Annotated in this window: 10 protein-coding genes; 5 read left to right on the top strand and 5 right to left on the bottom strand. The window is 46.9% G+C overall.

Annotation, left to right across the window (positions count from 1 at the left end):
* Positions 1 to 18 precede the first annotated feature (18 nt).
* The 4 genes from bla to DXN05_RS19795 form a co-directional block, all read right to left on the bottom strand.
* Entirely contained in the window at positions 19 to 918 is a 900-nt protein-coding gene (gene bla, locus DXN05_RS19810) for a class A beta-lactamase (RefSeq protein WP_116849030.1), read from the bottom strand.
* Between the two features lie 101 nt (positions 919 to 1,019).
* A complete protein-coding gene (locus DXN05_RS19805) occupies positions 1,020 to 1,601 on the bottom strand; it encodes a TetR/AcrR family transcriptional regulator (RefSeq protein ID WP_116849029.1) in 582 nt (193 codons plus the stop codon).
* Positions 1,602 to 1,659: 58 nt separating this feature from the next.
* Positions 1,660 to 1,866 (bottom strand): alpha/beta fold hydrolase, encoded by a 207-nt coding sequence (locus DXN05_RS19800; protein ID WP_147314005.1) that lies wholly within the window; start codon positions 1,864 to 1,866, stop codon positions 1,660 to 1,662.
* 50 nt (positions 1,867 to 1,916) lie between these two features.
* A complete protein-coding gene (locus tag DXN05_RS19795; protein WP_116849027.1) occupies positions 1,917 to 2,675 on the bottom strand; it encodes an SDR family oxidoreductase in 759 nt (252 codons plus the stop codon).
* Positions 2,676 to 3,021: 346 nt separating this feature from the next.
* On the opposite strand from DXN05_RS19795, the gene DXN05_RS19790 reads away from it, so the two are divergent.
* Together DXN05_RS19790 and DXN05_RS19785 are read left to right on the top strand one after the other, a co-directional pair.
* Positions 3,022 to 3,354, top strand: coding sequence for a type II toxin-antitoxin system HigB family toxin (locus DXN05_RS19790; RefSeq protein WP_116849026.1), 333 nt, complete (start codon positions 3,022 to 3,024; stop codon positions 3,352 to 3,354).
* Positions 3,355 to 3,365: 11 nt separating this feature from the next.
* Positions 3,366 to 3,752, top strand: coding sequence for a helix-turn-helix domain-containing protein (locus DXN05_RS19785; RefSeq protein ID WP_116849025.1), 387 nt, complete (start codon positions 3,366 to 3,368; stop codon positions 3,750 to 3,752).
* Between the two features lie 381 nt (positions 3,753 to 4,133).
* On the opposite strand, the gene DXN05_RS19780 is transcribed toward DXN05_RS19785, so the two are convergent.
* Entirely contained in the window at positions 4,134 to 7,844 is a 3,711-nt protein-coding gene (locus DXN05_RS19780) for a sigma-54-dependent Fis family transcriptional regulator (protein ID WP_116849024.1), read from the bottom strand.
* 167 nt (positions 7,845 to 8,011) lie between these two features.
* Here DXN05_RS19780 and DXN05_RS19775 point away from each other — a divergent pair, with 167 nt between their 5' ends.
* The 3 genes from DXN05_RS19775 to DXN05_RS25315 all read left to right on the top strand — a co-directional run bounded on the left by DXN05_RS19775 (position 8,012) and on the right by DXN05_RS25315 (position 12,289).
* A complete protein-coding gene (locus DXN05_RS19775; protein WP_158559359.1) occupies positions 8,012 to 8,881 on the top strand; it encodes a helix-turn-helix domain-containing protein in 870 nt (289 codons plus the stop codon).
* Positions 8,882 to 9,073: 192 nt separating this feature from the next.
* The gene (locus DXN05_RS19765; protein ID WP_211330106.1) at positions 9,074 to 11,254 is read left to right on the top strand and encodes a cbb3-type cytochrome c oxidase subunit I; all 2,181 of its coding nucleotides are present in this window, start codon (positions 9,074 to 9,076) and stop codon (positions 11,252 to 11,254) included.
* 18 nt (positions 11,255 to 11,272) lie between these two features.
* Positions 11,273 to 12,289, top strand: a complete 1,017-nt coding sequence (locus DXN05_RS25315; protein WP_116849021.1) for a cytochrome c — start codon at positions 11,273 to 11,275, stop codon at positions 12,287 to 12,289.

Genomic DNA, 12,289 nt, shown 5'->3' with positions numbered 1-12,289 from the left:
CAACGCGCTCTTTTTGTTTTACCGGCTCCAGGTATCCCACAAGGTTTTGGTAATGCTGGCAATCACATTTTCGCGGGTGGGTGTGTCGGCAGGGGAATTACTTACCAATACTACCACTACCAGGTGATGGCCGTTGGGCATGGTAATAATACCTGCATCGTTGGTAGCCGCAGTAAGTCCATCTTTATTGGTGGCGCTGGTGCCTGTTTTGTGGGCAACAGGCGTACCGGGCGGCAACAGGCCTTTGATGCGTGCTGCGCCGGGTGTTGATTCTGTCATCCATTTCAGCAATATATCTCTTGATGGCAGTGAAAGCGCGTCTTTGGTATACAAGGTGCGCAGCAGTTTGCCAATGGCTTCGGGCGTGGCGTGGTTGCTGTATTGCACTTCCCATTCGCCCTGTATTTCTTTTTCAGTATTGGCAACTGCCACATGCTTAACGCCAATGTGGTGCAGGTACTTTTTTACCTTCTGCGGCCCGCCCAAAATGCGCAGCAATACATCGCTGGCAGTACCGTCGCTTTCACCTACGGCGAGTTGCAGTAAATCGGCCAGCGTGATCTTTACATTTCCCTGTGGGTGCTCATCTGTAATGGGGCTATGACCTGTTTTTAATAAATCAGACGGCAGTACCAATATGGAATCGCTGAGTTGCCATTTGCCTTTGTCAACCTGCGCCAGTATAGCCATGGCAATAGGCACCTTGTATACACTTTGCATGGGAAAACGGTCTGTAGCGTAAAAACCAGCAGTATCACCGGTTTCCAGCACCTGTGCAAACACACCGGTTTTGCCTTGTGAGCGTTGGGCAAACTGTGCAATGGTATGGTTTAACAATTGCTGGGCATGCAGCAGGGAAGCGGAGAGGGAAAGCAGTAACAGCAGTGCTGTGCGTTTCGTCAAAAGGTTATGTAGCATACCTAAAGATATTTATTTTACGGTTTACTGCATATACAAAGCCCTGCCCGGACTTAAACAGGGGCAGGGCTTTGTTGTTGTATAACGGTTAACCTGTATGCTTACTGCAGGGCAGATAAAACAACGTCTATCGTTTCTTCCATTACGCGCTTCGATACACCTGACCTTGCCGCCACACGCAATCCGCTGATATTGTTGAACAGGAAATGAGCCAGGCTACGGGCTGTTTTTTTGCGGGTGAACACACCTTTATCCTGCCCTCGTTGAATAATTCTCGTCAATGCATCTTCCACACCGTCATTGTTGTTTTTTACCAGTGCATTTATTTCTGCATCGTGTAAAGACAGTTCCACGCCGGTATTTACCATAAAACAGCCCTTCACCACGGCTTCGCTACCGGTTTCTTCCACAATGGCTTTGAACAGGTTCCGGATGGTTGCTGCTTCATCGGTGGCAGCATCGAGCTGTGCAATCATCACATTCGATTTTGTTTGCTGGTAGTAACGCAACGCCTGGATAAACAGGGCTCTTTTATCACCGAATGTATCGTACAAACTCGACCGGCTGATGCCCAGTGCGTCTACCAGGTCTTGTGCCGATGTGGCATCATATCCCTTCTCCCAGAACAGGTTTACCGCCTTGTCCAACACTTCTTTTTCATCAAATTCTTTTGTACGTGCCATAAAAGGATATTTTATACGGTTTGTAAAGATACAAACGCATGAGCATTGGCCGCCTGTTCTATTGGGCGAGGAAGAACTGCAACAGGCCCTGCTGTACCTGCGCCGGTTGTTCTTCAGCTATCCAGTGACCAGCGTTGCTGATTTTAATTTCGGTTACGTTTTCGGCCACCAGTCTTACATGATCTCCCAGAAAGCCACCGGTTGAGTGATCACCACCCATGGCCAGCACAGGCATTTTTAATTTATTAGCACTGGTGAGATTCATGGAAACCCTGAAGCGGAACATTCATTCCGCTTCAGGGTAAAAAAAATGATTTAGAGAACGCCATTTACGGTTAAGCCACCGTCTGCCGTGATTTCAGTACCATTGATAAAGCCGCCGTCAGCTGAGGCCAGGAAGGTTACTGTTTTGGCAATTTCTTCTGCCTGACCAAAACGGCCTACCAGGATTTTTTGACCTAATGCTGAGCCGAAACCATCTACTTCCTGTTGTGAAAGACCCAGTTTGCCATAAAGCGGCGTAGCAATTGGTCCGGGAGATACCGCATTCACACGAATTCTGCGTGATGCCAGTTCAAAAGCCAGCACTTTATTGATGGCCAGTACTGCTGCCTTGCTTGCTGCATACACACTTGAATTGGCCATAGCCAGTGAAGCGTTTACAGAGGTATTAAAGATGACAGAGCCACCGTCGTTGAGAATGGGGAGGAATTTCTGTGCAGTGAAATAAACACCTTTTACATTCAGATCCATAATAGCATCGTAATGTTCTTCAGTGGCAGATGCAACCGGGCTGAAAGCTGCTACGCCGGCATTCAGGAACAACACATCTATTTTACCGAATTTGGCTTTCACTTCGCTTACCAGTGCATCTATGCTGCCCAGTTTGCCCTGGTCAGATACAATACCGGTTGCTGCAACACCCAGTTTTTCTGCTGCTTCTTTTACAGAGGCTTCGTTTCTGCCTGTAATAACCACTTGTGCGCCTTTGGCGATAAAATCTGCTGCTGTAGCATAACCGATGCCGCTGTTACCGCCGGTAATAACGGCCACTTTGTTTTGGAAAGTATTCATTTTTGAAAGTTTTGAATGCGTTTAATTGAATTGACAATACAAAGCTACGTATATTGGAACGAATATTCCAAATAAAGTTTGTTCTTATTGCATTGAGTGCAGGAGTGAAAAGAGAAATTTAACTCAATTGATTGATGATCAATTTTTATTCGAATGCCCGAAACGCTGATTGGATAGTGAACAACCTGTATTTTAACGATGGAATTACGCCAAAAAAATACGTCATACGCTAAATGAACAACCTGGTTTTGGCCGGGCCCAGAATATTTGCAGAAGAAAAGCGAAATTTAATTAAAGCAAAGTACGCATTTCGAGAACATTTGCTAACTTCGTAAAATAATAGGGAATGAGGGTTCATTTAATCAAGAGACAAACCATCATCAACTTTACAGAAAAACACAACCAGGGCAGGATATCCTTTGAATTATGGCTTTCGGTATTGAAAAAAGCAGATTGGGATTGCCCCGAAGACATTTTAAGCACATTTGGTTCAGCTGATTTATTGGGCGATGGTTACGACAGGGTGGTGTTTAACATTGGCGGAAACAAATACCGTATGATATGCCACTATGTTTTTGGAGAGGAAGAAGCGCATCTTTTTGTTTGCTGGCTAGGCACACATGCGGCGTACAGTCATTTATGCAAATCTGGCATGCAGTATATCGTCAGTGATTTTTAAAATATACAATTATGGTAGCCTTACAATTCAGGGTTATTAAAACCGAGGCGCAGTACAACGATTATTGCGCACAGCTCGAAGAGCTGGTTACCCTTCCGTCAAAAACACAGCAACAGCAAGATGTCATCGAGCTGTTAACACTGCTCATTGAAAAATGGGATGCTGCACACAATACTTTTTTAGAATCAAACCCTGTTGAAGTATTACAATACCTGATGCAGGAAAATGGTCTTAAAGCAGTTGATTTATCCGCTGCACTGGGCATCAGCAAAAGCCTGCTTTCTGATGTGCTGCATTACCGCCGCGGTTTATCCAAAGAAATGATCCGAAAACTGTCTGTACATTTTAAAGTATCACAGGAATTATTTAACAGGCCCTACGGGAACAAGGAAGCATAAACCGTACATGACAAGATAGTCCAGACGGGGAAGCAGCTGCAAGCTTCAAGCTACGAGCTGCAAGCCTGTGTAGTGTAAATCGCCTATGGCGACAGCTAAAATTTAATACCCGCTCAGATAGTCGCGACGGTAAATAGCTGCAAGCTTCAAGCTACGAGCTGCAAGCTTGTGCAGTGTAAATCGCCTATGGCGACAGCTAAAATTTAATACCCGCTAAGATAGTCTCGACGGTAAACAGCTGCAAGCTTCAAGCTACGAGCTGCAAGCCTGTGTAGTGTAAATCGCCTACGGCGACAGCTAAAATTTAATACCCGCTCAGATAGTCTCGAGGTGTCGATTCTCGATTCTCGACGGCTCCACTGACGAATCGCGATTCCCTGCTTACATATGCGCTTTCTTTATTCCCAGTTTTTTGATTTTTGAATGCAGGGTGGTGGCGGGGAGTTGCAGCAGTTCGGCTGCGCCGCCGGTACCGCGTATTTTGCCATTTGTTTTTTTGAGCACACTGATAATGAAATCGCGCTCATGATCGGCAAAGCTTTTTATAACCATCTCCTGTGGTTGCTGCATTGAAGAAACGGGTACCCGTTTATCGGGCAGTGGCAGGTGTATTTCGGTAATGGTGTTGCCGGTGGTCATTAATACGCTGCGTTCAATCAAATGTTCCAGCTCACGCACATTGCCGGGCCAGCTGTATTGCATCATTTGCTGGAGCGGTTTGGCGCCCACCTGTTTTACTTTTTTACCGGCTTTTTGTGCAAAGCGTTTGATGAAATGCTGTGTAAGCAAAGTAATATCTTCCTTACGTTCGCGCAATGGCGGCAGGGTAATGGGAAATACATTGAGCCTGTAAAACAGGTCGCCCCGGAATTTGCCCATATCTACTTCATGCTGCAGGTTGCGGTTAGTGGCAGCGATAATGCGCACGTTCACCTTGATGGTGGTATTGCCGCCGATACGTTCAATTTCCCTTTCCTGTAAAGCGCGCAGCAGTTTCACCTGTGTTTCCGGGGGCATTTCGCCAATCTCATCTAAAAACAAAGTGCCTTCATTGGCCAGTTCAAATTTACCGATGCGGCGTTCTGTGGCACCGGTAAAACTTCCTTTTTCGTGGCCGAACAATTCGCTTTCAATTAAACTGTAGGGGAGCGCCGCACAGTTTACTTTCACCATCAGCTTGTCTTTCCGGTGCGAGGCATTGTGTATGGCGCGTGCAACCAGTTCCTTGCCGGTGCCTGTTTCGCCCATCAGCAATACCGTACTGTCTGAAGGTGCTACCTGCGATACGGCTTCAAATACTTCCTGTATGCTTTTGCTGGCGCCCACCACATCAGCGTGGTTGTAGGCTGTTTTTATCTGCTCCTGCAGGTATTGGTTTTCTTCTTCAAGCTGGGTTTTGTAACGTTTTATTTCTTCGAGCTGACTTTGAATTTTATCGTAGCCCCTGAAATTATTTACGGCAATGGATATTTGTGCGCCAATACCCAGTGCCAGGTGCAGGTTGGCCTGGGAGAACGCATTTTTCTCTGCCATGTAAATAAAAATGGTGCCCATGCTGGCATTGTTCATGCGCAACGGCAGCGCTACAGCCTGCCTGGAACCGGTAGAATGAAAAAAGCTGATATAGCGCGGCGCATTTCCTGCAGCTGTAAGTTCATCAAGATCGAAAATAACAGGCTGGTCGGCGGTGAGTACGGAATTGTAAATGCCGTCGTTGATGCTGTACGATTCGCCTGCACGTTCGGGCAGTTCTTTGTGGTGCAGTGTGTCATCGCTTAAATGCAACAGGTAGGCATTGTGTGTTTGTGTTTGTTCGTCAATATAACAAATGGTGAGCTCCCTTAGCGGGAACAGCCGTCCCATGGCCTGTTGTGCAATTTTAACCAAGTCTGTTTTGCTGCGGCACGAAGTGATATCCTGCCCTATAGATAACAGGAATGATTGCTGGCTTTCCCTGCGCAGTATTTCTTCATTGGCCTGTATGTTGGATACTCCGATGGAGATCTGGTGGCAGATGCCTTCGAACAGGTTGATCTGTTTTTGACTTAATGTGCCTTTTTCTTCAAAATGTATAAAAAGGCCGCCAATGCTTTTATTGTTGATGCGTAGCGCCATGGCCAGTACTTCCTTGCTGCCGTGTTTGTGAAACGTATGTATGTAGGCCGGTGCATTGCCATTGCTGCACAGTTCATCCAGGTCAAACACAACGGGCCTTTCACTGGCGAGTACTACATTGTATACTCCATCGTTAAAGTCGAAGCGCGGGGCAGTTTGCTGCAGCTGCGACATGGCTTCTTTTGATTCCTGTGTAAGATGGTACAGGTAACCGTGATGCGTTTGGTTATTGTCGGGCGATATGGCAATTACAAATTCTTTCAGTGGAAACAGGTTGCGCAGTTTTTGCAATACGATGCTGATAAACCGGTCGCGGTGCATGTTGATACTGATGTCTTTCCCGATAGAAAGCAGCAGGGATTTTTCCTGTTCACGTTCTATCACTTCTTCTGTGGCGCGTATGTTGGATACTGCAATAGATATCTGGTTGCCTACGGCCTGTATAATGCCCAGATTGTTTTCAGTAAAGCTGCCGGTAACCTGGGCGAACAGGAAAAACAGGCCAAAGCTGCCCTGTTCATTGCGCAGGGCCATGCATACCATTTCCCTGATGCCTTTGGCATTGTTCAGGTGTATATAACTGGGCGATTGGCTGTTGCGTGCCAGCTCTTCTATATTCAGTACAAGCGCCTGTTCGCTTTCGAGTGCTATGTTTACAATGCCGTCGTTAACAGGGAATCCTTTTTTCAGATCGCGCTGCAACGCCGGCTCATGGTAGTTGGGCGAGTTGGGATCGAGCAGGAAAGCGGTGTAGGTCTGGTGCTCTTTATCAACCAGGCCAATGCCACAGTGATTGAAATTGAAAAGGCTTTTCAGTCTTGTATTGATCACATCGATCAGGTCTTTCTTTTCCCTTATCCTGGCAATATCATAACTGATGGAAAGCAGTATGGCTTTTTCCTGTTCTTTTCTTCTGATGTCTTCATTCACCAGTATGTTGGCAATGGCGGTGCCCAGCTGGTTGCTCATGCCCTGCAGCAAACGCAGCTGGCTTTCGTTGAATTCTTTTTTTACAGGAGAGCAGAGGTGCAGTATGCCGATGGTGCGGTTCTGGTGCCAGAGGGCGGTATATAAAAAATGCCTGATGCCGTTTTTATACATAAAAGCTGCATAGGGCGGTACTTTTGGCCATTTCATCACTTCTTCAAGATCGAATGCTACAGGGCCGCCTGCGTGCAGTACCGTATCCAGTATGCCGTCGTTTACAGGATGTTTGGCTACACTGTGCTGCTTGTATTCCGGGTGTTGGTGCCGGCGTTTATGCCAGTCAATCAGCAGTCCGCTTACGGTTGCCTGATCCTCATTGATAACAGAGATGGCAATATCGGTATAGAACGACATTTTTTCCAGTTGGCTGCGCAGCAGTGGTAGCAGTTGCATCCTGTCGCTGATGCCTGCGATATCACGACTTAATGTAAGCAGTGTTTCTGTTTCGTTGAGGCGTTGTGTGATAGATTCATTGGCGAGCAGGTTGGCCACTGCTGTTGCAATCTGATCGCCGATGCCCTGTACCACCATTAACTGCCTGCGAGTGTATTCCTGTTTGGTTTCATTATAAATAAGCAGGGAGCCAATTTCACGGTTGCGATCGCGCAGGGTAATGGAAATTACCTGCCGTATATCACTGTTGTAAAAATAGCGTACATAAGCAGGCACAGCTGGCTGCTGCATCAGTTCATCTACATCGAACAGGCCTGGTTCGCCGGGATTGGACAGTTTTAACCAGAAGGCTTCCTGCGGTGAATAGGTAACGCCGGTAATGCTATTGTAATTGGGCTGCGCAAGCCGTTTGGGATTGGGTGTAAGTAAGTAGAGGCGAAGTCTTTGCTGTTCGTGGTTGTTTACCACCAGGCATATATCATCGCTAAAACCTGCTTCTCTTAAACTGTGCTGGATGATTTCGCGTAAATGCTGTTTATCCCTTACCGTAGCAATGGCAGTACTGAGTTGAAGCAGCAAGGTTTCCTGGAAGGGCATAAATGGCAGTTCGGTATTTTAAAGATACGAAATTTCGGTGCGGCGTCTATGCATTGTACGATATATCGTCACTCCTGCATCCATATGCCAGGCGCAAGGTGTTGAAAGTTAGTTGGTTAGAACTGGGGCACGTAATTGGAGTTATAAAGATCACAAAGCATATTCAGATGAAACCTTTCGAAATTATACAACGGGGGGCCAAAAGAAGAAGTGAGCCCGGGTTGCCTTTCCGGATACAGAAACTGCAGCTGAATGAATTTGATGCCACACAGGATGAAGATTACTTCATTGCTGACCAGTATGTAATTGTGTGGATACAGCAGGGGGAAGGTACCTGCTGGATGGATATGAAACAAATGGATTACCGCCGGGATGCAGTGTTTTGCATAAAGCCGGGCGTATCATTTAAAATAAAATGTACGCAGCCAACGGAGGGGATGCTGAGTTGGTTCAGCAGTGCATTTCTCGGTATTGCCGACCAGGAAGCGGATTCATATTACCGCGCCTGTTTAACACAAATGTTCGATAGTACGCAGCCGGTGATTGTAGGTGCAGAAGCAGCGGCCGATATGGCTGAAATTGCAGCCAGGCTATTGCGCGAGTTTGACAGCAGCGGCTTGTTCAGGGCAGAGCTGCTGAGCCGTTACCTGAAAGTGTTTCTTGTGTATTTAACGCGGCAGTATGATTATGTGTACCAGGAGCAGGTTTCAAAAACCACTGAACTGGTAAAGCGGTTTATGGTAATGCTGGATAAATCTTTCCAGGAAAAAAAGATGGTGCTTGATTATGCCAGGCAATTATCTGTAACGCCCAATTACCTGAATGAAATGGTGCGCAAGAGCACGGGGTTTACTGCTAGTTATCATATCAGGCAGCGCGTTATACTGGAAGCAAAAAGACTGGCCAGTTATTCCGATGCATGCACCAAGCAAATCTCTTACAGCCTGGGCTTCAAAGATACCGCGCATTTCAGCAAGTTTTTCAAAAGCAATGCAGGCATAACGTTCAGCTGTTTTAAAAGAGGGTTGCATGTATAATGTAAGGTATACACAAGTGAATTGTATGCCATTGGTTGCCCGGAGCATGTCGCCCGAGCATTTTATCGCGAAGATTCTGAAGGATTTAAGTCGCCAGGGGGCTGGTGAAATCGCAAAAAGTCCATCAGGTGGTTTTAAAGCGGTAGTATGGTTTGTGTGTGTTGATAATCTCGACTTAATCAGCAATATTTTATGAGAAAGCCAATAACATTCAAAGCGGCAGTAATGCCTGCTGCTGTGATTCTATGCGAATCAACGATCCCCATTCATGCCAGGGCAGCTGGCAAAGCATTCTTCTCACTGACTTCAACGCCCGGCCTGTTGCTTATTCTTTATGTGGCAACAGGTGTTTTGCTGGGACTGGTTGTATACATGTACATTAAAACAAAACAGGTACGCAGCATGCAGCGTGAGCGCAGCAGCAAAAGGTCTTCCGGGTATATTACCGAACATGCGGATGAATACATCAGCTCGCTCGATACCAACCAGATTGACAGTTACCTGAAAGAAAAAGAAACGCATGCAGGCAATGGCAAACCAGTGAACAAGTTCTCTGTTCCTGTAATTGCATTGATGCTGCTTGCAGGCATGTGTGCTGCCTTGCCGGCTTTGGCGCAGGAGGCTGGTCCTAAAAAAGCTTTTCCCTTTGGTGAATCAGGCATCATCATTACACTCATTCTTATTATTATTCCCATCGCCGGCGGCGCCTGTATTATGATTGTAAAACTGCTGAACATACTGCGTAAATACCGCAGGCAGCAGGAGGCTGAAGATGCAAGTGATTTTGCTGATTACCTTAGCCAGAACGGTGCAGTAGAAGAAGCGCTGGAGAGGCGCAAAACTGCGCTGCAATACAAGCTTAACAACAGCGAGCTGGCAGGGCAAACGCCTGCTGAGGATAGCAAGGGAATCATCAAAAATATTGTGAGCCATGGCGCATTGCCTGTGGTGGCGCAGAAGAAAAGCGGGCTTAACAGGCCCTCAGTAGATCCCGCACTGGCGCGCCTGGTACTATGGTATATTGGCTGTGCTGCCTTCTGGTTGTTGTTTGGTACAACAGTAGGCGAGTATGTGGGTATCAAATTTGTAGCGCCTGATGCAGATCATGTAAGCTGGCTGAGCTTTGGCCGCCTGCGTCCTGTGCATACCAATGCCGTATTCTGGGGCTGGGCTTCACTGGGCATGCTTGGTCTTGGGCATTATATTGTACCGCGCGTAAGCAATACCTCGCTTGCCAGTATCAAAAAAGGCTGGTATACACTTATCCTGATCAATGCGGCGGTGGTACTGGGTTCCCTTTGTTTAATGGCTGGTATTAACAACGCGGGTGGTGAGTACCGCGAATACATCTGGCCGGTACAGTTGCTGTTTGGTATTGGTTTGGTAATTGCACTTACTAACTTTCTGCAAACCGTTGCCAGGCGTACCACCAAAGAAATTTACATCTCCAACTGGTACATCATTGCTGCCGTAATTTTTGCACTGGTCATTTCCCTCGTGGCTTACTGGCCCAGCTGGCAGAACGGGTTGGGTGAAACCATTATACAGGGTTATTACATGCACCAGGGCGTGGGTATGTGGTTTATGTTGTTCACGCTGGGTATTGTGTATTATTTTCTGCCGCAGCAGCTCAACAAGCCAATTTATTCTTACAGCCTGGGCATACTGGCCTTCTGGGCGCAGATATTGTTTTACACGCTCATCGGTTCGCACCACTTTGTATTCAGTTCCATTCCCTGGTGGCTGCAAACCACGGCCATTGTGGGCAGTATGGGTATGGTGATTCCTGTTGCAGCAGGCACCACCAACTTTATCATGACGTTTAAAGGAGCCTGGCATAAACTGTCTTCCAGTTATACGCTGCCGTTCTTTGTAACAGGCATTATCTTTTATTTTACCGGTTCATTGCAGGGTACTGCCGAAGCATTCAGAAGCACCAACCTGATGTGGCATTTCACCGATTTTACGGTAGCGCACTCGCATTTAACCATGTATGGCATTATCTCATTTTTCCTGTGGGCGGCCATGTATGCAGTAATACCAAGGCTCACCGGTAAGGAAGCACCACAGCTTACTATTGGTATTCATTTCTGGTTATCGTTACTGGGATTGATGTTTTATACCATTCCGCTGATGTATGGCAGTACCATGAAAGGGCTAATGTGGATGGAAGGCAAACCGTTTATAGACAGCGTGGTGTTTATGGCTCCATACTGGTTATGGCGCGCAATAGGCGGCAGTCTTATGTGGATGGGGCACCTGTTCTTCGCGTATAATATTTATAAAATGCTTTCCGTTAGTGTTGCCAAAATAAAAACATCACCGGTTGAACAACTGAACCAGTCTTATACAGCGGCTGAAATAAAACTGTAATCACTTACAAACTATGCTATGGAATTTTTCAACAACCATAAAAAACTGTTCACGGCTGCGTTCCTGCTTTTCTTTACGCTTACCTTATTTGTAGCTATTATACCTGCCCTGAACAACGAAAAAATCAACAGGTCATTGCCCGGTGCCGTGCCGCTGAGTGAGGATGCCGTGAAAGGAAAAGCGGTGTTTATTGCCAACGGCTGTGTGGCCTGTCATACACAGCAGGTGCGCAATGTAGCTATGGACAAGGCATTTGGTTCAAGGCCCAGCATTGCGGCTGACTATGCAGGCATCAAACGTACAGATACCTGGCGCAACACGGCAACGCTGATGGGAACAGAACGTACCGGTCCGGATTTAACCAATATCGGCAGCCGCCAGCCCAGTGTTGACTGGCACCTGGCACACCTGTATAATCCACGTATTGTAGTAAGTGCTTCTATTATGCCTGCCTACCCCTGGTTGTTTAACGTAATAGACAATGCACCCAAAAACGCGGTAGTGGTAAACATACCGGCAGCATTTGCAGAAGGAACCGGCAAAGTGGTAGCTACCAAAGAAGCCATGTGGCTGGTGGCTTACCTGCAATCATTGAAACAGGTAGAGCTGCCCGATGGCCGCCCTATGCCTGCCTTCCTGTATAAAAAAGAACCAAAAGCTGCTGCAGCCGGCAGAGCTGTTGATGAGCCGGATGGTGCTGCACTGTATGCCACCAATTGCCAGAGCTGCCACCAGGAAAACGGGGAAGGACTGAAAGGAGCATTTCCGCCGCTGAAAGGCAGTAAAGTGGTGCTGAACAACGATCCTGAGCTGATGGTGAACATTATTATGAATGGTTATACAGGCCGCATGCAGGAAGGATATGGTGCCATGCCGCCTGTGGGAACCAATAACAACCTGGACGCAGAAGAAATTGCCGCCATTATGAACCATGAAAAAACAAGCTGGGGCAACGATGCCAAAAAGGTAACGCCCGATGATGTTAAAAAACTGATGGCATTGGTGAAAGACCAGGCGGTTGCCAAAGGAAAATAA

Source organism: Deminuibacter soli (assembly GCF_003412455.1).
GTDB lineage: Bacteria > Bacteroidota > Bacteroidia > Chitinophagales > Chitinophagaceae > Deminuibacter > Deminuibacter soli.
Note: the sequence above shows the minus strand (reverse complement) of the source record. Positions and strands in the feature narration are given on the sequence as shown.